Annotated in this window: 17 protein-coding genes and 2 pseudogenes; 8 read left to right on the forward strand and 11 right to left on the reverse strand. The window is 66.7% G+C overall.

What is annotated here, in order from left to right:
* The first annotated feature begins 585 nt into the window (after positions 1 to 585).
* Entirely contained in the window at positions 586 to 945 is a 360-nt protein-coding gene (locus tag ACH4F2_RS28745) for a hypothetical protein (RefSeq protein ID WP_398135662.1), read from the forward strand.
* Positions 946 to 1177: 232 nt separating this feature from the next.
* Here the strand turns inward: ACH4F2_RS28745 and ACH4F2_RS28750 are convergent, their stop codons facing one another.
* On the reverse strand, positions 1178 to 2050 hold the full coding sequence (locus ACH4F2_RS28750) for an alpha/beta fold hydrolase (RefSeq protein ID WP_398135663.1): 873 nt from the start codon (positions 2048 to 2050) through the stop codon (positions 1178 to 1180).
* Positions 1998 to 2155: pseudogene (locus ACH4F2_RS28755) on the reverse strand (ISL3 family transposase); the annotation flags it as partial. The gene ACH4F2_RS28750 and the pseudogene ACH4F2_RS28755, both read right to left, overlap by 53 nt.
* A 1384-nt stretch (positions 2156 to 3539) precedes the next feature.
* On the opposite strand from ACH4F2_RS28755, the gene ACH4F2_RS28760 reads away from it, so the two are divergent.
* Complete coding sequence (locus tag ACH4F2_RS28760) at positions 3540 to 4025, forward strand: MarR family transcriptional regulator (RefSeq protein WP_398135664.1); 486 nt, start codon at positions 3540 to 3542, stop codon at positions 4023 to 4025.
* A gap of 2 nt (positions 4026 to 4027) precedes the next feature.
* Positions 4028 to 4345 (forward strand): hypothetical protein, encoded by a 318-nt coding sequence (locus tag ACH4F2_RS28765; protein WP_398135665.1) that lies wholly within the window; start codon positions 4028 to 4030, stop codon positions 4343 to 4345.
* Positions 4346 to 4673: 328 nt separating this feature from the next.
* Here the strand turns inward: ACH4F2_RS28765 and ACH4F2_RS28770 are convergent, their stop codons facing one another.
* Positions 4674 to 5174 carry a hypothetical protein gene (locus tag ACH4F2_RS28770; protein ID WP_398135666.1) on the reverse strand — a complete coding sequence of 167 codons (501 nt, stop codon included), beginning with the start codon at positions 5172 to 5174 and terminating at the stop codon, positions 4674 to 4676.
* Positions 5171 to 5626 (reverse strand): DUF6228 family protein, encoded by a 456-nt coding sequence (locus ACH4F2_RS28775; protein ID WP_398135667.1) that lies wholly within the window; start codon positions 5624 to 5626, stop codon positions 5171 to 5173. Before ACH4F2_RS28775 ends, ACH4F2_RS28770 begins: the two co-directional genes overlap by 4 nt.
* Positions 5627 to 6298: 672 nt before the next feature.
* Between ACH4F2_RS28775 and ACH4F2_RS28780 the strand changes: the two genes are divergently transcribed.
* The 3 genes from ACH4F2_RS28780 (at position 6299) to ACH4F2_RS28790 (ending at position 10054) form a co-directional block, all read left to right on the forward strand.
* Complete coding sequence (locus ACH4F2_RS28780; protein ID WP_398135668.1) at positions 6299 to 7462, forward strand: ParA family protein; 1164 nt, start codon at positions 6299 to 6301, stop codon at positions 7460 to 7462.
* Complete coding sequence (locus tag ACH4F2_RS28785) at positions 7459 to 8598, forward strand: ParB/RepB/Spo0J family partition protein (protein ID WP_398135669.1); 1140 nt, start codon at positions 7459 to 7461, stop codon at positions 8596 to 8598. The genes ACH4F2_RS28780 and ACH4F2_RS28785 overlap by 4 nt, the downstream gene beginning before the upstream one ends.
* Before the next feature lie 697 nt (positions 8599 to 9295).
* Positions 9296 to 10054: a MerR family transcriptional regulator gene (locus ACH4F2_RS28790; protein WP_398135670.1), complete on the forward strand. Its 759-nt coding sequence runs from the start codon at positions 9296 to 9298 to the stop codon at positions 10052 to 10054.
* Between the two features lie 97 nt (positions 10055 to 10151).
* On the opposite strand, the gene ACH4F2_RS28795 is transcribed toward ACH4F2_RS28790, so the two are convergent.
* Complete coding sequence (locus ACH4F2_RS28795; RefSeq protein ID WP_398135671.1) at positions 10152 to 10916, reverse strand: SAM-dependent methyltransferase; 765 nt, start codon at positions 10914 to 10916, stop codon at positions 10152 to 10154.
* Positions 10917 to 11019: 103 nt separating this feature from the next.
* Positions 11020 to 11513: pseudogene (locus ACH4F2_RS28800) on the reverse strand (IS5 family transposase); the annotation flags it as partial.
* A gap of 822 nt (positions 11514 to 12335) precedes the next feature.
* On the opposite strand from ACH4F2_RS28800, the gene ACH4F2_RS28805 reads away from it, so the two are divergent.
* On the forward strand, positions 12336 to 12608 hold the full coding sequence (locus ACH4F2_RS28805; protein ID WP_398135672.1) for a hypothetical protein: 273 nt from the start codon (positions 12336 to 12338) through the stop codon (positions 12606 to 12608).
* Positions 12609 to 12714: 106 nt separating this feature from the next.
* Here ACH4F2_RS28805 and ACH4F2_RS28810 read toward each other — a convergent pair whose 3' ends face one another.
* The 5 genes from ACH4F2_RS28810 to ACH4F2_RS28830 form a co-directional block, all read right to left on the reverse strand.
* Positions 12715 to 13638, reverse strand: coding sequence for a carbohydrate ABC transporter permease (locus tag ACH4F2_RS28810; RefSeq protein WP_398135673.1), 924 nt, complete (start codon positions 13636 to 13638; stop codon positions 12715 to 12717).
* A 2-nt stretch (positions 13639 to 13640) separates the two neighbouring features.
* Positions 13641 to 14534, reverse strand: coding sequence for a carbohydrate ABC transporter permease (locus ACH4F2_RS28815; protein ID WP_398135674.1), 894 nt, complete (start codon positions 14532 to 14534; stop codon positions 13641 to 13643).
* A 109-nt stretch (positions 14535 to 14643) separates the two neighbouring features.
* Positions 14644 to 15960 (reverse strand): extracellular solute-binding protein, encoded by a 1317-nt coding sequence (locus tag ACH4F2_RS28820; protein ID WP_398135675.1) that lies wholly within the window; start codon positions 15958 to 15960, stop codon positions 14644 to 14646.
* A 43-nt stretch (positions 15961 to 16003) separates the two neighbouring features.
* Complete coding sequence (locus ACH4F2_RS28825; RefSeq protein ID WP_398135676.1) at positions 16004 to 17743, reverse strand: alpha-glucosidase; 1740 nt, start codon at positions 17741 to 17743, stop codon at positions 16004 to 16006.
* Positions 17744 to 17826: 83 nt separating this feature from the next.
* Positions 17827 to 19011, reverse strand: a complete 1185-nt coding sequence (locus tag ACH4F2_RS28830; protein WP_398135677.1) for an ROK family protein — start codon at positions 19009 to 19011, stop codon at positions 17827 to 17829.
* An 856-nt stretch (positions 19012 to 19867) separates the two neighbouring features.
* Here ACH4F2_RS28830 and ACH4F2_RS28835 point away from each other — a divergent pair.
* Positions 19868 to 22210: a family 49 glycosyl hydrolase gene (locus ACH4F2_RS28835; RefSeq protein ID WP_398135678.1), complete on the forward strand. Its 2343-nt coding sequence runs from the start codon at positions 19868 to 19870 to the stop codon at positions 22208 to 22210.
* Position 22211 lies beyond the last annotated feature (1 nt).

The raw sequence follows: 22211 nt of genomic DNA on the forward strand, positions 1-22211 counted from the left end.
GCGGGCGGGCTCGCCAAGCAGGGCCTGCAACTCATCCAACGAGGACACGCGCTGGCCACGGACCGATGACGTACGGCGTTCGGGGTGAACCACACCGCTTGCCAGAGCGAGCAGTCATCGATCCGGCTCACCACAGGCAGCCCGCACGCCTCGCAAGCCATGTTGGGTCCGTCGGCTCCGTCGAGACCGCAGCTGGCTTTGTGCACGAGGCTGCTCAGCAGTTGTTCAGCACTTCGGCAGCATGTGTCCTGGCGTTGTTCGATCATCAGCAGCTGTCGACCGCCGTATGCGGCGCCCGGAAGACCACCTGTGTGGGTGAAGGCGGGCAGAGTGCTTTCGCGTCAGCTTGCGTATACCAACGTGCGGCAGGCGGTGGTTTATGAGAGTGACGGATCCACAACGTCAAGGGCCCAGGCGCTTGGCGCCAGTCGGGCCTGCGGTAAACGCCGGTTGACGCCAATGACCGGAGGCCGTTGATGCGCTCGGGCCAAAGGTGGTGTGGAGCGCTCGGGGTGGCTGATTGTTCCGGTGGTTGGGTTCGTCCGCAGCTTGCGGACGGCCGACGCTGACGGAAGGAACAGTTTCGTGCCTTCGTTCCAGACCGAGGACCTCCCCCACGGCTTCGCCTTCGACGAGGGTGGCAAGCTCATCCATCCCCGGTACGTCCGCCTCATCGTGCCGCCTCCCCCGAACGGAGTGACGTTCGGCTGGAAGAAGTTCTACCTGTCCTTCGGCGCGGACTTCAGCGACGCCAAGGTGCGCGTCGGCGTGAACAGGAACGGCGCCTGGACCGTCCAGACGTATGACGTGACCGCCGCCGGCTACAGGGTCGGCTTCCATCTCGAGAACGACACCGCGAAGGTGAGCGTGGGCCGGATGAAGACCTCCGCCGGTGACCGCAACGAGGACACCCCGCTCAGCTGGTTGCTCGAATCGGAGGTCTGACCGGCATCCTCACTGGGGTCCCAGTCCCCATTCGGGACTGGGAACCCACTGGCCTGTCAACGAGAGGCCTGCCACTCGACGAAGCTCCAGTGCCAGCGCCGACTACCACGCTCCGTTAGTACTGCTGCCTGTTCGAGTCGTGCCCGTCGAGGTGCTTCGCGAAGTGCGGTTCTGGCTCAGGTTTTGTGGCCCGTTACGGTGGGTTACCGGCTGAAGCTCTCATTCGGTAGGTTCACAGCGAACCGAGGAACTCGTTGACAGCTGCGGCGAACTCGTCTGGGACGGTCTCGTGGACGGTGTGTCCGGCGGGAAGTTCCATGAGCTGGGTATGGGGGCGCCGCGTCGCCATGTCCTTCGCGTGCTCCGCGCTGAGCACTGTGCTCCGGCTGCCGCGGACAAGCAAGGCTGGGCAGTCGCTGGAGATCCAGTCGTTCCAGTGGTCCCCGTTGAGCTCCTGCTGCGAGGCATTCATATCTTTCGGGTCAAAGGCAAGGCCCCATCCATCGGGATACTCACGGACGGCGCCTATGAGGTATCGCGCCGAGGCCCCGAGGTCTTCCAACAGTTCGGCCCGGGTCGGTGCCCGGTGCGGCCAGGTCAGGCTGAAGGACAAGTCGTCATCGACCTCGGCGCCGATGTCCTCGACGATGAGTGCGTCCACAAGTCCGGGGAACCGGGCCGCGAGCTGGTAGGCGTTGACGCCGCCCAGGGAGTGGCCGAGTACGGCCGCCCGGTGGATCTCCAGATATTGCAGCACCGTCGCTGCGTCCTCGACGTAGCCGGTGCGGGAGAAATCGGAAGACCTGTCGGAGAGGCCGTGTCCACGCTGATCGAGCGCGATGATTCGCCAGGAGTTCCTCAGCTCCCGGGCCAGGTGCGCGAAGGTGCGGCCTTCCCCGAAGTGCCCGTGCAGGGCGAGTAGAGGACGACCCAGACCGCCGAAGTCGAGGAAGGACAGGCGACGCCCGGCCACCGTCAAGGACGCGCGCTTCGGCTCGGGCGGGATCGTTGACGTCATGGTCGTCAGTATGCGGGGATCCCATGGTCCAAGGTCACGAAGCGAGCAGTACTCGCTTGCGCAGGAGCTTGGAGCCGACGCGTCCATCTGCCGTTTGATCATTTTGATGCGGTTGACATGGCCTTCCACGACGCCTGAGCTCCAGGGCAGAGTCAGGCCGGCAGTGGCGGCCGCGAGGTCACGTTCGAGGCCGCTGATGAAGGTGCGCATGCTGGGCAGGTCGTCGGCCCGGACCGCCGCGATCCACTCGGGGAGCCGTTCTCCCCGAAGCTGGGTGAGCATCTGCCCGAAGGAACGGACGCGCCCGGCGAGAGCGTCCAACTCGGGACAGTGGGCCAGGACGGACTTCGGGCCATAACCCAACCTCATGAACAAAGCCACGCAGCAATGGCCGCTGCTCTTCCCGGGATCAGCACGTGCCACGGGTGTCTCCGGGGGCGATGACGATCGCGCCGGGTGCGCCGGCCGACAGCTCGTCAACCGACGCGTGAATGCCGCGGGCGACCGCTCCGTTCGGACCGAACTCCTCCCGCCTGTGCCACAGCGGCCCCGCGGTTCCAGCTCCTCGGCGAACCCGCCCGGCTCCATGAGCACAGGAAGCCGGCCCCCGTTGCCGTATCTCTGACGCGCTTGAACCGGCAGGACGACCTGGGGCAGCAATGTGGGCAACTCTGCGTCGCACCCCGCACACACGAAGACGACGACCACATGCCCTCCCCTGAAACGAGGAGCATCGTCGCAGCTCCCTGGAGGCCGGGGCCGACGGGTGCGGTGGTCGATGGCGAGACCGACGATTATCACGGCGTGATAATCCAGGCCGGACCTCCGTGGAGGGTGAGGTCCTGTCCCCCGTTACCCGCAGACGTCGGTGGCTCCCAGGGGAGTGCATCCCCTGCTCACCCCTCAGGAAGTGGGTACGCAACGGGACCAACTCGTCCCCAGCACAAACGAGGACGATGCTGGTACGCACTACAACCAGAGTTCGATCCTCAGCCAGCGAAAGCCCGCCAAAGCCATACCTGCAGACTCCCGGGCTGGCGCGCGTATGCCTCCTCACCCACATCGGACCTCCGCCACGTTGTGTAACTGCTGAGATCGGTAAGTAACACAAGGTGAGGTGAGCCGATGGCCTGAGGGGCACCCCGAGGAACGGAGCGCTTGCGCGAGTACCGCAGGGCCTCCCCCACGGCGGGTTCCTTGAAAGACCTTCCCTTGCATGGAGAGTGCGTAGCCGTCGCATGGCTTTGACCTGCGGAAACGCTTGCTTGATTGGTACCCAGGGATGCCTATATCGGCATCTCAGAGTGCCGATATAGGCATCCTAGGATGCCGATACATGTCGTCAGTGGTCATGTCGTCAGTGGTCATCGAGGGAACCGAGCAGTTCCTTCGATGACCCATGGCGACATGACGCAGTAGGTCATCGAAGGAACCTCAGGATTCCTTCGATGACCCTCAGCGACCTGTCGGGACGGGTACGTCAAGGAAACGCCACGTTCCTTCGGTTACCCCACACGACATGTCGCCAGTGGTAATGTCCCGGTTGTCAGAGACAAGCCCAGGTCAGGGGTCGCAAGTGCCAAATCAGGGGCGCAGTGGACGCAGCCGCGCGCTGGTCAACACCGCGACTGGTGAGGTCCACGAGCTGCTGGAACCAGAAGACGAGAGCGCCCCACGCCGGTCCTACGCCTTCGGCGGACGGCACGGGCAGTTCAGCTTCGAACGAGTCCTCGCCATGCTCGCGGCTGATTCAGGAATCACCGGTAACGAGTTTCGGCTGTTCTTCTACTGCGGGATCATGACGTACAACGGGAAGGGTGGCGCCACGGCAGTGGAGGCCGCCGACTTCCTCGGACTGACCCCGCAAGCGACGAGGAGGATGGCGAAGAAGCTCGCCGAGCACAAGATGCTCCTGGTGGCCGATGTGATCGGCCGGACCATCAAGTACCGGGTGACTCCGCACATCGTCTCCAGTCTCTCCGGACGGGAACAGTCCGAAGAGGCAGCTTCCTACCACCTGCCGACCCTGCCGGGCCGTCCGGCGCAGCGACGAAGGGCCTGACCATGGCACGCAACAGTCCATACCCAGAGCTCGAAGCCCTGCAGGCGCGTATAAGCGATCTCTCTCACCTCAAGCAGAACATGCTGATGACCTACGCGATCCTGGGCGGCTTGGACACGAGCGTCGAGCGCACCGCGGCCGAGCTGGCTGAGCTGATCGGCGTACCCGCACCGCACTTCTCCCGGGCACGACGTGAGCTTGAGGCGGCCGGCTACCTGGAGTGCACGCACACCATGGGTCAGGTGAAGTTCTTCCGTCTGGGCGAAGCAGCAACCGCGCGTCAAGTCGTGGTCCCCCTGCTGAGCCGGCCGACCGGCTGAGCAAGCACACCAGTTGAGAGAGGCGCAGAGACTCAACGGTCTCTGCGCCTCTCTCGTCATGCTCTCGTCATAGGGACTGTTCATCGTCTGCCCGAGTACAGCAGCCAGGCCAGGACTGAAGCGATCCGACTCCAGAGTCGGATCGCTTCTCCGCGAGCGAACCAGCGGGAGCATCACGCACCGGCTGAGGCAGGCAATTATCACGGCGTGATAATCCAGGCCGGACGCCCGTTGGGTGATGACCCGTCTCAGTGGGCGTGGGCCATCGTGAAGCCGTGACCTGGGGTGGTTCAGCTTGAGTGAGACGGCGAAGGCTGGTCTGTCTCACTCAACCTGAGCAGTTGGGGTCTGTGGCGATGTGCCAATCGTCGTGGCGGTGAGCGTGCCAGAGGCGTCTGAGGGCTTCGAGTTCGGCTCGAGGGAAGTGCTCGCACCGTTTGCCTCGGTAGCCGCTCTCGCCGTTGGTCCGGGCCACCTCGTCGAAGCAGCGGACCACAGCCTGGGCGAGTGCGTCGATGGGGAGTTGGGATGACCAGATCTCGGTGCCCCTGTTGTCGTGGTCGCTGCCGTGACGTAGTTCGAGCAAGCGGATCCAGACATCCGCGGCCTCGCGGTAGAAGATCCATCGGTAAGCCGTCGGCTCGGCCTCGAACTGGGCGCGGGTCTCTGTCTCGCCCGTGACGATCCGGGCCACCGCCGTCAGGAACTCTTCGGGTGCGTTGCTGATGCAGGAAGCGGTCAGCTCTGCTTTCGCCTGGTGGTCCTCAACGGCGCAGTCGGCCCACCCATGTTCCCCCAGCGTCCAGGTGATGCGTATGCCAGTTGTCACCGTGGCTCACCGGCGAGGAAGTGCCGGACATCGGCCGCCAGGGAAGCCATCTGCTCACCGGCCTCCAGCCAGGTGGTTACCGAGGCGCTCCAGCCGCCGGCGGCCTGCGGCCATGGACGCAAGGTCCAGGTCAGTCCGACGTATCCGCCGGACCGGAAGACGGCTGACACCGCGAGGTCACGGTCGTTGGTCTGCCAGCTCCGTTCGCCGTCCCATCCCCGGTAGTCAGCGGCGAGCTCTTCCAGGAAAGGGGCCAGGTCGCTGTCCCAGATCCAGGCGACGACCTCATCGACTCGGGCGGCCAGGCCTGGTGCCTGCAGTTCGACGGCGTAGTGCACGGAGTCTTCGTCGAAGCTGAACCGATCGGCGAACCTCACACCGACCGACACGTTGTCCTGGCAGCGGATCGTCACGCCGGCCTTGTCGGCAGTGCCGACGTCCGGGGTGGTCATGGGCGGAAAGCTAGGTCAGCAGCAGGTGCGACGTCACTTGGATTCGCTGTCGGTGGGGTGGAGAACGGCTTCGGCGATTCACGCACGCGATGCATGGTGATGCCGGCCCGCTGTTCGGCTGCGAGAGGGTGGTCGGTGGGCTCCAGCTACGCCGAATCGGCTGTGACGCGACGGCCACCACGTTCAGCCCGGCGTCCAGCCGCATCAGGTGACCGCGCTCCCTCCACGACTCGAAGCTCATCAACTCGCCACTGGTAGCAGCCAGTACCAGCTGGGCAAGTCGCGCTGCCCCCGGTACGACGGGAACGTCCGCTCCTGCCTGGCAGCCTCGAAACGCGCCGGCCACATCGCCTCAAGCGGCCCGCTGTGCAGCTCGGTTCACCACGTCCGTCGACTTTGCTCCAGCGAGAAGTCCTCAGTCTTCACCAGCCGCCTCCACCCGGCGCTGACCACGTACGACGACCATAGGAAGCCTGGCACGACACTGGCTCAGACGGAGCGAGACGGATCGGAAGATGGGGCCAGATCGACCGGGACGCAAGGCCGGACGGCACAGATCGACTGAGACTGGCCCACCTTCAGTGAGTCTGGTCAGACGCCCATTGGGTGAAACCGCGTCAGAACTTGCAAAGCGGGTGTCATCACGCCCATAGAAGTCAGTATGCTGACGTCATGGCTTCCCCCTACCCCGACGGAGACCGGGAAAAGGTAGCGTCCAAGCTGCCCTCCGCGCTCCAGCAAGCACTCAAGGTCCGCGCTGCCGAACTCAGCCTGGACATCCAGGATGCCGTCGAGGCGGCCATCAACGACTGGCGTGACAGCACGAGCGGTGCGGCCGAAGTGGACACCGCCGGCGCGAGGTCGTTCTCCACTTGGCTTCCGCCAGGGCTGTACGAGCGGTTCAAAGAGACCTGTGCCGATCGCGGTGTCTCCTACACCCAGGGTCTTGCCCAGTCGATCCGTGGCTGGCTCGACGCGAACCCCTCCCCCCAGCACGGTGCCCGCGGGACCGAACCCGAACGGAAGATCGTCGGCAACCAGAAGGGCGGGGTCGGTAAGACCGCCATCTCCGCCGGCATCGGCGAGGCCTACGCCGAGGCGGGCAAACGCGTCCTGGTCGTCGACTTCGACCCGCAGGGACACCTCAGCGAACAGCTCGGAGTCCCCCAGATCGAGCCCGATCACGACAGCCTGGTCTCGCACATGTGCGGTGACGGCGGAGGAGATCTGCGCGATCTCGTCGTGGTGATAGAGGACCCGCGGTTCGAGAAGCGCCTGCACGTACTGCCCGCCTGCTTCGACGGTTTCCTTCTCGACGCGAAGATCGCCGTTGTGGCGATGCAGAAGCGCGGCTTCCAGAAGGAGGCCGCGCTCGAACTGGCCCTGCGCCCCCTGGAATCCGACTACGACGTCATCATCGTCGACTGCCCGCCCAGCCTCGGCATCGCCATGGACGCCGCCCTCTACTACGGGCGCCGACGCCGTGGCGAAGCCGCCGGCGGCTCCGGGGTGGTCATCCCCGTACTCGCCGAGGACTCCTCCGCCACCGCCTACGGCATGCTCGCCCAGCAGATCGAAGACCTCTGCGAGGACCTCTCCCTCGAGATCGACTACCTCGGCCTGGTCGTCAACCTCTACGACTCCCGCCGCGGTTACGTCGCCACCTCCTCCTTGGACAACTGGAAGTCGCTCGGCGACCCGAAGGTCCTCGCCGTCATCGGCGACCTGAAGGAGCAACGGGAAGCGGTCCGCAAGCGGATGCCGCTGCTGAGTTACGCGCCACACAGCGATCAGGCGGAAGCCATGCGGCAGGTAGCGAGGGGAGCCACCCGGTGAGCAAGGCCGACACCCTGGGATCGGCACCCGCGTTCGGCGCAGCCCGCGGCGCCCGGTCCTCCCGACGCAACCTCATCGACCAGACCATCGCGGGCGAGGAGTCGACCACGGCGGCCATCACCGAGCTGCCGGTCACCCGCATCAGCGACAACCCCGACAACCCGCGCAACCACCTGCGCAACCTCGACGAGACGGTACAGAGCGTCCGCGAGGTCGGCATCATCATCCCCATCGCCGTTGCCACGGTCGACGCCTACCTGCGCAACCGGCCGGACCGCGCTGACGACCTCGACGACGGAGCGAAGTACATCGTCGTCGACGGCCACCGCCGCCTCGAGGCCGCTCGCCGCGTCGGCATGGCCACCATCCCGGTCCGCGTCGACAACGGACGGGTCGCCACCGACGAAACCCTCCTCGAGGCCGCGTTCGTCGCGAACTACCACCGCGACGACATGACGGACCTGGAGGAGGCCCACGCCCTCAAGACCCTGGTCGACTACTACGGCTCCCAGACCAGAGCGGCCAAACGGCTGGGCATCCCGCAGAACACCATCTCCAGCAAGCTGTCCCTTCTGAAGCTCACTCCCGAGCTCCAGAAGGATCTGGTGACCGGAACGCGGAAGGTGGAGCACGTCCGCAACCTCGGCAAACTGTCCCCCGAGGAACAGAGGGCCAAAGCGGACGAACGAGCGGAAGCGGCCCGCATCAAGGCGGAGACTCAGCCGCACGAGGCCGTCGAGCGTTCGTCGGGCCCCGCGGATTATCACGGCGTGATAATCCCGCAGGCGCCCACCGGACCGCCCACTTCGCCGACTGCTTCCCCGGTCGCTTCGCCTGCCTCGCCGCTTCGCTCCGAGGCCGTCACGCCGCCCGCGGAGCGTGATCAGGCTCCCGAGTCCATCTTCCCGGAACCGCGCACCAGCCCAGTCGAACCCGGCACGGCGAACGCGGAAGCGGCGCAGCCGAAGCAGCCGAAGCGGCTCCCCTACGACGACGCCTTCTACTGCGTTCACCACCTTCACCAGAAGATGAGTCCCGAGACGTTCGCTCAAGGAGCCCGGGTGTGGATGGACGTCATGCGGGAGCAGCACCCGGACGCATACAGGAACCTGCTGGCCGAGCTGGGAGCCCGGTAGTCAGAGCCGCCCCATGGCCCCGCTCGCCTTCCTCCGTGACAGGGAGCGGGGACATGGGGCAACTGCCACGAAGCGCACGGCCGGAACCTGTCGGCGTCGGGGAGCGACCAGGCCGCTGCGTCAAGCGTCCACCCGCTCCATAGGAAGTGACCCGGTCTGAACGTCTGGCACCACGGCTGCTCGCTCCGACGCCCATGTCCACCTCGGCCGACGGTGAGTCGGTCATTCCGGCCCCTCATCGCGCGGACTCGCGCATCCGACCGCGTAGCCGGCCATGGACTCTCCGCCCGAGGCATGGTCGCGCCCACGTGGCCTCACGCGTCGGCGCGGAGCTGGACACCCAGCCGGTACGACGATGGCGACAAGCCCTGTGGCATCTGCGTCGCCGCACAGAGGCGTACCTTCAACGGCTGGACCAACGATGGCGACCTCAACTGGGGATGTCGCCATGGTGGCGACCTGGCCGCAGGGCAGCGACAACCCTGCCAACCGCTCCGGTGGCAACGGGCTGAGCTTGATGCGGCGCTAGGCCGTGCTCTGGAAGTCACTGGTGTGCTGGCTGGGTCGTCGGGGACAGTCGCGGGCGGCCATCCAGATCGTGAGGGTGCGGGCTTGCGGTTGCCGCTGCGGCAGCTTCTACCGTCCTTGACAGGGCCGGAGAAACCGGCCCGGTGACGCGATCGTGAGGGAGCGGACGATGGACTGGCCCATCGCGGAGGTCGCTCGGATGTCGGGTGTGACCGCCCGCACCCTGCGGCACTACGACGAGGTCGGCCTGCTGCCGCCCGCCCGGATCGGGGCGAACGGCCACCGCTACTACGAGGAGCACCAGCTGCTGCGGCTGCAGCAGATTCTCGTACTGCGGGCACTGGGCGTGGGGCTTCCCGAGGTCGGCCGGATCCTGGCCGAGCAGGTCGACGAGGTGGACGCCCTGCGCGGCCACCACCGGCGGCTGCTCGCCGAGCGGGACCGGCTCGACGCCCTCGCCGGCACCGTCTCCCGCACGATCGCCGAACTGGAACATTCCAGGAAGGACGGCAATCCCATGACCATCAACCGACCGGAGAACCTGTTCGAGGGCATCCAGCCCTTTCAGTACCAGGAGAGCCTGCGCGACTTCCCCGAGCACGCCGAGGAAGTCGCCCGCACGGTCGCCGCGATGACCCCACAGGACATCGAGGCCGGACAGCGCGAGCGCACGACACAGATGATCCTGCTGGCCGACCTGATGGCCGCCGGCCACCCGGCCGACGCCGCGCCCGTGCAGGCCCAGATCGACGCCCAGTACCAGGCCATGACCGAACTGCGGCCCGTCTCCGCCGAGGAGTACCGGACCATCGGGCGGTCCTGCGTGGACAACAGCGCCTGGCGCGCCGCGTACGAGGCGATCGCACCGGGCCTGGCCGCCTACCAGCGCGACGCCATCGAGGCGTACGCCACCACCCGGCTCAGCTGACTGCTTTCCGGAGACCGAACTTTGTCAGACAGGCCCTATGGTTCTGTATCTCCGATCACGATCGGAGATACAGAATTGCCGACGGCGTGAAGTCTGCTCAGTTCTTACGTGCAGTTATCAGAGCGAAGGAGAGGAATTCTCCGCCGTCTGTGGTGAGCATGTCGATGACGGGCTGGTTCGCGCTCCGGCCGTCGGGCGTGTGCTCGGCCGCTGCCCGGGCCCACAGCAGCCAGTCCCGCCAGGCGTCTTGCGGCAACCACGCGGAGGTGACTTCCACGAGCTCGGTGATCGCCCACTGAAAGCGCCACCACTCCGCCGTGTGCCAGGCGATCGCCTCCCAGCCGACCACCTTCTTGATGTGAGGTGGGATGACTCCGAGCTCACGGACCTCCCGGGTCATGGCGGGAGTCGCCATCGCCAGATGTCCGCCAGGGCGGAGGAACCGTGTCAGGTAGGGCAGGTAGCTGTCCGCCGTTCCGAAGTACTCGAACGCGTCCACGCTCACGATGGCGTCGAAGCTCTCCTCCTCGAACGGCAGAGTGTGCGCCTCAGCTCGCACGGCATTCACCTGGTCGCCGACGCCCGCCTCGGCGAAGACGGCTGCCGCGTCCTCGGGGGCGATCCACAGGTCGGCCGCAACGACCTGGGCGCCGTACTCGCGGGCCAGGAACACCGACGTGGCGCCCTTGCCGGAGCCGAGGTCGAGAATCCGCATCCCCGGACGCAGATCAAGATCCCGGGTGAGGTCTTCCAGCAGCCACAGCGGGTTCGGTCCCATGTCGAGGTTGAGCAACCAGGCGGGGTCATAGCGAGAGGAGCGCGGATAGCGGTCCGGACGCACGAGATCGTTCAAGTCAGTCACGAGCACGAACCCAAGCTGATCATCTACCCAGGCACAACCCGTTTTCGCTCACCTCGGCCCGGCGGCGGGGCACGATGCAGCAACAATCAGTTCGTCGCTGTGGTCACGAGCGGAGCCAGATGAGGAGTGCGGCGGCGGTGACAGTGCCGAGGAAGACGTATCCGCGCTTGTCATAGCCGGGGGGGCGACCGCTCTGAACTGCTTCAGCTTGCTGATCGTCCGCTCCACCGTGTTGCGATCTTTGTATCGCGCCTTGTCGAAGCCCGGCGGGCGCCCGCCGCGCGACCCCCGTCGCAGGCGGGCGGCCTTGTGGTCCTTCTTCTCGGGGATCACGTGCCGGATGCCGCGCTTGCGGAGGTAAGCACGGATCTTGCGGTTGCTGTAAGCCTTGTCGGCGGAGACGCTGTCCGGGGTGCGGCGGGGTCGCCCGAGTTCTGTGCGGGGAATGCGGATCTTGTCCATGATCGGTTCGAACTGAGTGCAGTCCGCCTGCTGCCCCGACGGGATGAGCAGGGACAACGGGCGGCAGCGGCCCTCCGCAGCTACGTGGATCTTGGTGGTCAGCCCGCCGCGGGAACGGCCGAGAGCTTCGCCCGGCGCACCGCCTCCTCCGGCCGGAGCCGCAGGGTGATGTGCGCACGCAGGTGAACTGATTTCTGTGGCGCCCTTTCTGATGAGTCGGTGGGGGCAGGCGGCGGCTTCTTGAGGGCACCGGCGGCCTTCCCCGCGTGCCGACCGCCCCGCCCCTGCACAGCGCCTGCACCCCATCCGGTGTCGCCATCGCCACAGCACCGGCCGAGCTGCTGTATGCGGCCAGGCGCTCGACCAGGACACCGGACCGCTCGTACGGCCTACATCGGCCATGGCACACGCCCCTGAGCGGCTTGCCAGTGCCGCCACCGGGGCCGATCAAGGGGTGACGAGTCTGGGACAAAAGGTGTCGGCCAGCAGTTCTTCAACGATGTCCGCGCGACCGTCTCAGCCATACGCGGAACCTGCCCCCTGGTCGGCGACCTCATCTTGAACTCGGGCCGATGGATACGGTCGCCGCGCACGTTGAGGTTCTGCGCCGCCCGCACCCGGAACGTACGACCGCGCTGGGCGACGGGCGGGTGGCCCGGACCTTCGGACACCCGCCCGCAGACCCGCTCGCGGCTGCCGACCTGATGGACGTCACCGTGGCCATCCTCGACGACCCGTCCGGACGCCACACCCTTGCGCGCCTTCTGTCTTCCCTGCCTTCGACCAGCACCGCCCGCATCCGCTTGCGGCATCACGCCCAGCACTGCTCACCCTCCATGACCACGGTGATCCGCAGGAGCGTCCGATTCCCCCCGCAAGGCCGCCGGCCCGCCCTCCCTCTTCCCACAGCCCGCCACCCCCCGCGGCCGGCTCGACCCTGACACCGTCTCAGCACCCTTGCCCGAGCACTGGGCTGCTCCGCTCGACGCACTCGACGCTCCGCAGCGGCAACTGCGCAGGGACGCGGCCATCCGCCTCGTGCAGATGGCCACCGGCCGTTCCCGCCGCTCCGCCGCCCTCTACCTCGGGATACCGCTCGGCTCACTGCAGTCCGCCACCGCCAGCATCCGCACGTGGCAGAAGCAACCAGGGAACGCTGAGGCGTATCAGATTGCTCTCCATCACGTCGCCGAGATCGCAGCCACCGAGACCCAGCCAGACAACCAGTGATGTCCGTCTCCGTCCCGACGGACGAAGTGGCACAGATGAACCCCGGATCCGGCGGCGGGGCAGGTGCGAGCCGGATCCGGGGTGGTATGGGACCCCTGTGGGAGGACTACTTGACGGCGCCGGCGGTGACGCCGCGGGTGAGGGTGCGTTGGAAGATGAGGAAGAAGACGACCATGGGGATGACGCCGAGGAGGGCGGCGGCGCTCAGGGCGGTGGGGTCGCTGGTGTACTGGCCCTGCATGACGGACAGGCCGAGGGGGACGGTCTGGTTGTCGTTGGAGATCAGCAGGACGAGTGGGTAGAGGAACTCGTTCCAGCTCCAGACGAAGAAGAACACGCACATCACCGACAGGGTCGGCCAGCTCATGGGCAGGATGATGCGCCACAGGATGGTCCAGCGGCCGGCGCCGTCGAGGGATGCGGCCTCGATGAGCTCTCGGGGGAAGCTGCTGAAGACGGAGGAGAGCAGGTAGGTGCCGAAGGCGCTGTAGGTGATGCCGACGAGGATGGTGTAGCCGAGCTTTCCGTCGTACAGGCCCATCTCCTTGAACAGGTAGTAGATGGGGTAGACCAGTCCTTCCTGTGGCAGGACGTTGACGCCGAGGAAGAAGACGAGGAAGGCTGTGCGCCAGCGGACGCGGCCGATTCCGATGGCGTAAGCGTTGAAGAGGGCGAGGACGACGGCGATGAGAACGACGCCGAGGCTGATCTGGATGCTGTTGACGAGCTTCTGGGTGAAGTCGACGCGTTCCCAGACGTCGCCGATGATGTCCCAGTTCCAGTGCTCGGGCCAGGACAGTGACCCGTTGGTCCGGTAGTCGGCGCTGGTCTTGAAGGAGTTGAGCAGGATGATCGCGAACGGGGCGAGGAAGGCCAGGACGAAGACGGTGACCGCGGCAAGGACGGCGTAGGAGCCTGCACTGCGCTTGCGGGGTGCCTTGTTCCTGCGCCAGCCCGTGGGGGCGGCAGGGCCGGGGATGTCTGTCTTCTTGGCCCGGGACGTGACGGGGGTGGTGGTGTCGGTGGTCATGGTCATCCGTCCTCGCGGGCCTGGCGGGTGAGCATCGTTCCGGCGATGATCAGCACGAGCAGGGTGATGGTGCTGGAGATCGCGGATCCGTAGCCGACGTCGGCGCGTTCGAAGAAGTTCTGGTAGGCGAAGTAGGCGGGGACGAGGGTGGAGTTTCCGGGGCCACCGCCGGTGAGGACGAAGATCTGGGCGAAGACCTTCAGGCCGGCGATGGTGGTGGTGACCAGGACGACGTAGACCTCGGGCCGCAGGATGGGCACGGTGATGCGGGTGAAGCGCTGCCACCAGGAGGCGCCGTCGAGTGCGGCGGCCTCGTAGAGTTCGGGGTCGATGCGCTGCAGGCCGGACATGAAGAGGACGAGCGGGTAGCCGAGCTGCATCCATACGAGGACGCACAGGACGACCCAGAGGGCGAGGTCGGGGTCGCCGAGCCAGTTCTCGGCGAGGGAGCCGAGGCCAATGGTGTCCAGGATGCTGTTGACGGCGCCTTCGGGTGCGAGGATCCATCCCCACATCAGGCCGGTGACGGCGACGGGGATGACCTGGGGCAGGTAGAGGCCGGAGCGGAAGATGCCCACGATGCCGTCGCCGTGCTTCTTGCCGATGTAGTCGAACAGCAGCGCGGCCAGGAACAGGCCGAGCAGGGTGGGGACGACGGCGATGCCGATGATGACGAAGGCGATGTTGCGGAAGGAAGCCCAGAAGTCGGCGTCCTGGAAGAGGCGGGTGTAGTTGTCCAGGCCGATGAAGGCGGGATCGCCGATGCCCTGCCACGCCGTCAGGCTGTAGTAGAAGGTCATCACCAGCGGGACGACGAGGAAGAGCAGACTCAGCAGCAGGCCCGGCGCGAGGAAGACGGCATAGCCCGTGGACCGCGGGTGACGTTTGGTTTTCACTGTTGCTCCTGGTTGGGCGGGACGGCTGCCGCGGGGGCCCGGGCAGCCGTCCCCGGAACGCGTGGTTACCGGCCGGCGGCGCGATGAGGCGACGGCCGGGTCGGGAACGTCACGGCCTGGTCGCGCGGTACTTCTCGTAGGGAGCCGCGAGCTCGTCGAGGACGGAGTCGGCCTTGCCGCCGTTCATGAGGTTCTGCGTGGCGGCGACCCAGGTGTCGTAGTAGCCGGCGACGGGCCAGTCGGGGTAGAAGGCCAGGCCGTCGTTCTCCTGGGTCTGCGCGAAGGCTTCGGTGAGCTGGCGGGACTTGGGGTTGGTGATGTCGGCCGGCTTGGCGGCGAGCGGGACGTTGCCTTCCTCACCGATCAGCTTCTGGATCTTGTCGGACATGGTGATGTCGATGAAGTCCCCGGCGAGCTTCTTGTTCTTGGCCTTGGTGGGGATGACCCAGTTGTTGCCGCCGGAGCCGAGGGTCCTCTCGCTGCCCGGGTAGGGGGCGGTGGACCACTGGAAGTTCTTGATGTCGGTGGTCAGGCTGCCGAACCACCAGTTGCCGCCGACCATGATGGGCCGCTTCTGCGAGACGAACTGCTCCACCATGTCGCTGCCCTTGAGGCCGACGTCCTTCTTGTCGAAGTAGCCCTTGTCGAGCCACTCCTGGTACTTGTCGACGGCGTAGGTCATCTCAGGGCCGTGGAAGTCGACCTTGCCCAGGTAGCGCTGGTAGTTGTCGACCCAGGTGTTGTTCGCCTTGGACAGGGCGAGCAGGTAGAGCCAGTGGCTGGCGGGGTGGTCGTTGCCGGCGTTGGCGAGCGGGGTGATGCCGGCGGCCTTGAACTTCGCGAGCGCGGCTTCGAAGCTCTCGAAGTCGGTGGGCTTGTCGACACCGTGCTTCTTGAACAGGTCGTCGTTGTAATAGGTGAGGACGAACTCACCGTAGTTGGGTATGCCGTACCACTTCTCGCCGCCCATCTCGCCCTTGTCGTTGTAGCGGGCGGTGACGGAGGCGCTTTCGCTGATCTTCCTGTCCCAGCCGTGTTCCTTCACGAGGGGGGTGAGGTCGGTGAGCAGGCCCTGCTTGGCGAGCTGTCCGGTGGTGGCGTTGCCCTTGTTGTACTCCATGACGTCGGGCGCCTTGTCGGAGTTGAGGATCATGCCGGCGTTCTGCTGGATCTGCTCGAACGTCTTGCGCTCGAAGACGACCTTGACGTCAGGGTGGGTCTTCTTGAATTCGGCGATGGCCGCGTCCCATGCCTTGCTCAGGGCGCCGTCCTCCTGCTCGTAGTGCCACAGGCGAAGGGTCTTGCCGTCGCCCTCGGCGGCGTCGGAGCCGCCGCAGGCGGTCAGCGGTGCCAGCAGGGCCAGGGCGGTGACCGCGAGGAGGAGCGGCTTTCTGCGAAGGGCGGAGCGGGTGCGCGGGATGTTCATGGCTGTTCCTTGGTGTGCGTCGTTGCGACAAGGGCGGGCGGTGTCAGCTGGTGGTGCGGCGGCGGTGGACGCGGGCTTCCCACGGCTGCAGGGTGTGCGGCTGCGTGAGCGGGTTGGTGGCGGGAACGTTGGCGATCAGGGTTTCGCTGTGCTCCCAGCCGTCGGGCAGGTCGACGGTGAGGTCGGTGCCGCTGAAGTTGGCCAGGACGAGCAGTTCGGTGCCCCGGTCCGCGTCGTGGCGGGTGAAGGCGTAGAGCTGTTCGTGGTCGGGGTGGAGCATGTGGAAGTCGCCGTGGGTGAGGGCGGGCTCGGTGTGCCGCAGGGCGATCAGGCGCCGGTAGTAGTGGAAGACCGATTCCGGGTCGGCGAGCTGGGCCTTGGCGTTCACGTCCGTGTGATCGGGGTTGACGGCGATCCACGGAGTGCCGGCGGTGAAGCCGGCGTGTTCGGTGGCGTCCCACTGCATGGGGGTGCGGGCGTTGTCCCGGCTGCGGTGCCGCAGCCCCCGCATGACGGCGTCGGAATCGGTTCCCTGCGCGGTCTGCTCGCGGTAGTGGTTGAGAGACTCGATGTCCCGCAGGTCGTCGACGGAGGTGAACGGGGCGTTGGCCATGCCCAGTTCTTCACCCTGGTAGACGAAGGGCGTGCCTCGGTGCAGGTGCAGGACGGTGGCCAGCAGCTTGGCGGAGCGGTCCCGGTAGGCGGGGGTGTCATCGCCGAAGCGGGAGACCACCCGGGGCTGGTCGTGGTTGTTCCAGTACAGGCTGTTCCAGCCGGTCTCGCCCAGGCCGGTCTGCCAGCGGCCGAGGCTGGCCTTGAGCTCGGTCAGCTTCAGGGCACGGACGTCGAACTTGCCGCCGGGTCCCTGGTCGAGCCCGACGTGCTCGAACTGGAAGACCATGTCGAGCTCGCGCCGGGCGGGGTCGGTGAAGAGCTTGGCCTCCTCCACCGTGACGCCGGGCATTTCACCGACGGTGAGCAGCCGGCGGGGGTGGCGGTCGAAGACCTCGCGGTGCATCTCGGCGATGTAGTCGTGGATGCGAGGGCCGCACACGTAGTAGGGGTGGCCGAAACCGTAGCGGGCGCCTTCGGGGACGATTCCGTCGGGCAGGGCCGGGTCCTTGGAGATCAGGTTGATGACGTCCATGCGGAAGCCGTCGACCCCGCGCTCCAGCCACCAGCGCATCATCGCGTACACGGCCTGGCGGACTTCGGGGTTGTCCCAGTTCAGGTCGGGCTGCTTGCGGGAGAAGGTGTGCAGGTAGTACTCGCCGCTGGCGATGTCGTACGTCCATGCGGGACCTGAGAACCACGACTCCCAGTTGTTCGGTTCCGCTCCCGGCGTTCCGGGCTCCATGCCCTCACGCGGCGGGCGCCAGATGTACCAGTCACGATGCGCTCCGCCTGGTCCGCCGTCGCGGGAGGCGGTGAACCAGGCGTGCTCGTCGCTGGTGTGGTTGACGACCAGGTCCATCACCAGTTTCATGCCGCGCTCGTGCACCGAGGTCAGGAGCCGGTCGAAGTCGGCGAGTGTGCCGAAGAGCGGGTCGATGTCCTGGTAGTCGCTGATGTCGTAGCCGTTGTCGTCGTGCGGCGAGGGGTAGACGGGGGAGAGCCACAGCACGTCCACGCCGAGCTCGGACAGGTAGTCCAGGCGCTCGATGATGCCCTGGAGGTCGCCTATGCCGTCCGCGTTGGAGTCGGCGAAGGAGCGCGGATAGATCTGGTAGACCACCGCGTTGCTCCACCAGGAGTCGGCAGGGCTGGCTACGTTTTCCGGCACGTCAAACCTCATCGTGTGTAATCGGTTACTCAAAGTGAAGAGGGAGGGGCTGGGCAGGCCGTGGTGATGGCCGGCGGCGTGGGTCAGGAGATGGCCGCGCCCACCGCGTCACGGATGACGAGGCAAGCGGCGCCTCGGGCCCACAGGTCGTGGCGGACAGGGTCGACGTGGATGTCGCAGTCGCGGGCAGCCGTGGAGAACGCGTGCGCCTCCAGCGCCTGTGTCGCTGCCGGGCCGAAGAGGTCGTGAGCGACCGCTCCCTCTCCGGCGATGATGACCTTTTGCAGGTTCAGCAGGTTGCACATGCCGGCCAGTCCTCGCCCCAGGGCGGCTCCTGCTTCGGCGAACGCGGAGCGGGCGACCGCCTGGGCGGACCCGCCTGCGGGCGAGCGGGCAAGGTCAATGGCTTCGGAGATCGTGGTGCAGGGGATACCGGCATCCTGCAGGTGGCGCAGGACCGCCCGGTCCCCGGCGAGAGCTTCCAGGCAGCCGCGGCGGCCGCAGCTGCACATCGGGCCCGCGGGGTCGAGCGGCAGGTGGCCTAGCTCCCCGGCCAGGCCGGTGGCGCCGGAGAACAGGGTTCCGTCGAGCAGCAGGCCGCAGCCGATGCCGGGACCGACGGTGACGACGGCGAAGGAGTCGACGTCGCGCCCTTGCCCGAACCAGCGCTCGGCGACGACCAGGGTGTTGACGTCGTTGTTCACGACGACCGGCAGACCGGTCGCCTCGCGCAGCGGGCCGGCCACGTCGACCTTGTCCCAGTCGAGCAGGGCCGAGTAGCGGCAGATGCCGGAGTCGGAGTCGACGTGTCCGCTGACTCCGACTCCCAGCCCCAGTACCCTGTCCGCCGCTTCGGGCGCCTCGGAGAGGAGCCTACTGGTCAGGGCTGCAGCGGCGGACAGGGCGGTCTCGGGTGTGCAGTCGGCGATCGGTTCCTCGGCGCGGGCCAGGACGTTGGCCGCCATGTCGGTGACCACTCCGGAGACCTGCGCGGGACCGATCTTCGTGCCGACGACGATGTGCTTGTCCGGATTGACGTGGAGCATCTTCTGCGGCCGGCCCCGCCCCTGGGGAGCGGCGTCCGATTCGCGCAGGTAGTCGTGCTCCAGGAGCGGGGGAAGCATCCGGGTCACGCTCGAGGGGACGAGACCGAGGCGCTGGGCGAGCTGGGTGCGCGAGATGGGGCCCGAGGTGAGGACGGTCGCGAAGATCTCCGCCCGGGTCTGTTCACCGACAAGCTCCGAAAAGCGGATCTTGGACGGGCTCATCACGCGCGCCTCCAAAGGTGTAGTCGGTCAAGGGCTGGTCGGTCCGGTCCGCCTCCATCGAACCCGATGCGGTGCGTGCCGTCGTCCATGACGCCGAAACCGTGGCACAACCAGAGCCAGGAAGATCACCGTGATCTCCTCCCGCCTTGCTCCGGGTGCCGACCCGGTGTCCGGGCCGGCTGGACATGACGGGAGTCTGTCCCCCCAGTTTTCGTGCGTCAAGAAAGAAAACAGCGTGTTACGTAACCGTGATCGCGCCTCGGGCGCCTGCTTTCTGCGTAAGAAGTCCCGGTCTGGGGTCTTGGTTCGGCCACGGGGAGGGGTGAGCGGCTGTGAATCTTGTTCATTTCGTTGACATGGGGAAGAAATGACGGGACGTTATCTGGCGACCGCACGGCGCTGGCTCGAGAGCCGGCTCCTGGGCGGCACCCCAGGGGTCCGTTGTCTGCGCCGTTGGCGCGCTCAGCGGAGTGCGTGCTGCGTCCACCGGCCCGGGTAGGGCGGAGAACCGGAGTGTCCTGGTGCCCTCGGATGAACCACGGACGCACGCGCCACCCCGAACTTGCCTGCCGAAGGGAGGTCTCCTGCGCTGGCCCGGTCACCGGTCCGCGATGCGGCCGTGGCCGGCCGATCCGCCGGGCATCCGGCCAACCATGTGTACGTAGCCCGGACCGGCCGGGGACACCCAGTTTGCCGCCCCCAAGCACACCTGTAGGAACCCGCCGTTGGCCGCCTCGGCCGCGCTTCCCTCTGATGCGTGCGGTCTCGCCGGCCTGCGCGCTGGCCGAGCCGCCCGAACAGACCGCGGTGCACAGCCGCGGTGGTCCCCCTCATGCCAAGGAGAAGGACAATCAGCATGCCCGCAGCAGCACTGAGACGACTGGCGGCGCTCGCCGTCGGTCTGGCGCTGGCACTGGCACTGGCCTCGGTCATCGTGCCCGTCAGCACGGCCGCGGCCGGAACGCCCCCGCTCCGGCCCGCCCCTGACGCCCGGGCCACATCGGCTGCAGAGCCGACACCCGCGGACAGCACCGCCCTGAAGACCTGGTGGCACGACAACTACGAGTTCAACACCACCAGCCCGGTGGCCAACGACAAGGTCCGGCGGTCGTCGTTCTACGACGTGAAGGTCGCCACCGCGGCGGCCCCGACGGCCAAGTACGACTCGTTCGCGTACATGAGCATCCCGCGCAGCGGCAAGGGCAAGATCGGCTACAGCAAGGAGGACGGGGCCGAGTTCTCCTCGTCCGTGAACCTCACCATGAGCTGGTCGTCCTTCCAGTACACGACCGACGTGTGGGTCGACGTCTCCCTGCGCACCGGTCAGACGATCTCCTCCGCCGACCAGGTCAAGATCAAGCCGAGCAGCCTGAACTTCGCCAAGGAACTCGTCGACAGCAAGACCGTGCGCGTCAAGGTGCCCTACAGCGAGGCCGGCTACCGGTTCTCCGTCGAATTCGACCCGCAGCTGTACACGGCCTACAACGACATGTCCGGCCCCGCGACCGACGCCGGCAAACTGACCACCCAGGGCGGCGGCGGCAACCGGGCCATCCACACCGAGCCCCGCAACTCCATGATGATCTTCGCCGAACCGGCCCCGGCCGGCGCGGAGAAGGACCGGCTGGTCCCCACTGCGGCCTCCGGCAGCATCCACTACCCGCAGCAGGGCCAGGTCACCAACCTCAACACGATCAGCGAGGAGATCGTGTACTTCCGGCCCGGCACCTACTACATGACCTCCAAGTACCACGCGCTGCTGCCCAAGCAGGTCAAGTGGGTCTACCTGGCCCCCGGCGCGTACGTGAAGGGCGCCATTCGGTTCCCCGACGACAGCCAGGGCCTGTACAAGGTGACCGGCCAGGGCGTCCTCTCCGGTGAGCAGTACGTCTACGAGGCGGACACCAACAACAACTACGACCACCTCTCCGGCGCGTCCAACTGCCACTCCAGCTGCGTGAAGATGCTTCAGTTCCAGTCGGCACAGGGCCGCCAGCAGCACCTGGACCTGCAGGGCGTGACCATCAACGAGCCGCCCTACCACTCCTTCGTCGTCTACGGCGACGAGCAGACCTTCAGCATGCGGGTCAACAACTACAAGCAGGTCGGGTCCTGGTACTGGCAGACCGACGGCATCGAGCTCTACCGCGGCAGCACCATGAAGAACACGTTCTTCAACGCCAACGACGACGTGCTGAAGATGTACCACAGCGACGTCAGCATCGATAACACCGTCATCTGGAAGAACGAGAACGGCCCCGTCATCCAGTGGGGCTGGACCCCGCGCAACATCGACAACGTCCGGGTGAACAACACGCACGTCATCCACAACCGGATGTACTGGAAGGACGTCAAGTACAACACCTGCATCATCAACTCCTCCTCGCACTGGGAGAACACCGGCTCGACCACCACGGCCGTCCCGGGCGCATGGGTGAAGAACATGACCTTCGAGAACATCACCGTCGAGGGCATGACCAACTGCGCCATCCGCGTCTTCGCCCTGTCCAGCACCGAGAACATCCACGTCAAGAACCTCAAGATCGGCGCATGGAACCAGCTCGACCCCTCCTCCCAGGTCAGCCTCCTCAAGCGGTACTCCAACAGCGCCGGGCAGAAGGTGACCCTCGGCAACGAAACGCGTGACAGCCGCGGCCTGAAGCTGGAGAACTACACCGTCGGCGGCACCGTCATCAGCAAGTCCGGCAACAACTGGGCAGCCGACCAGCTCGGCCGGATCGGCTTCGACGCCGAGACCTGGGACAACTGGAACGCCTGGGGCCCCGGCGGCAACAACCCCGACCCCGACCCGGTCGCCGGCGGCAAGATCGTCAACGGTGCGACGAACAAGTGCATCGACCGTGCCGGCGGATCCACCGCCAACGGCACCGCCGTCCGGCAGTGGGCCTGCGCCAACGTGGCCTCGATGAGCTGGGCGCTCGACGGCCAGCAGCTGAAGTCCGGCGGCAAGTGCCTGGACGTCGAAGGCGGCGCCACCGCCAACGGCACCAAGGCGCACCTGTGGGACTGCGGCAGCTGGGACAGCCAGAAGTGGACCTTCCAGTCCAACGGCACCCTGACGAACGTCAAGTCCGGACGCTGCCTCGACATCGAAGGCCAGAGCACCGCCGACGGCGCCCGCCTGCACCTGTGGGACTGCGGCACCTGGGCCAGCCAGAGGTGGACTCTCACCTCCTGAC

Source organism: Streptomyces sp. NPDC017890, assembly GCF_044328675.1.
In the GTDB taxonomy this organism is placed as follows: domain Bacteria; phylum Actinomycetota; class Actinomycetes; order Streptomycetales; family Streptomycetaceae; genus Streptomyces.

Excerpts from the sequence above, each read along its gene's own strand:
- ACH4F2_RS28750 (WP_398135663.1), bottom strand. The coding sequence starts at position 2,050 with ATGGACGCGTCGGCTCCAAGCTCCTGCGCAAGCGAGTACTGCTCGCTT.
- ACH4F2_RS28765 (WP_398135665.1), top strand. The coding sequence starts at position 4,028 with ATGGCACGCAACAGTCCATACCCAGAGCTCGAAGCCCTGCAGGCGCGT.
- ACH4F2_RS28775 (WP_398135667.1), bottom strand. The coding sequence starts at position 5,626 with ATGACCACCCCGGACGTCGGCACTGCCGACAAGGCCGGCGTGACGATC.
- ACH4F2_RS28780 (WP_398135668.1), top strand. The coding sequence starts at position 6,299 with ATGGCTTCCCCCTACCCCGACGGAGACCGGGAAAAGGTAGCGTCCAAG.
- ACH4F2_RS28790 (WP_398135670.1), top strand. The coding sequence starts at position 9,296 with ATGGACTGGCCCATCGCGGAGGTCGCTCGGATGTCGGGTGTGACCGCC.
- ACH4F2_RS28810 (WP_398135673.1), bottom strand. The coding sequence starts at position 13,638 with ATGACCACCGACACCACCACCCCCGTCACGTCCCGGGCCAAGAAGACA.
- ACH4F2_RS28820 (WP_398135675.1), bottom strand. The coding sequence starts at position 15,960 with ATGAACATCCCGCGCACCCGCTCCGCCCTTCGCAGAAAGCCGCTCCTC.
- ACH4F2_RS28830 (WP_398135677.1), bottom strand. The coding sequence starts at position 19,011 with ATGAGCCCGTCCAAGATCCGCTTTTCGGAGCTTGTCGGTGAACAGACC.
- ACH4F2_RS28835 (WP_398135678.1), top strand. The coding sequence starts at position 19,868 with ATGCCCGCAGCAGCACTGAGACGACTGGCGGCGCTCGCCGTCGGTCTG.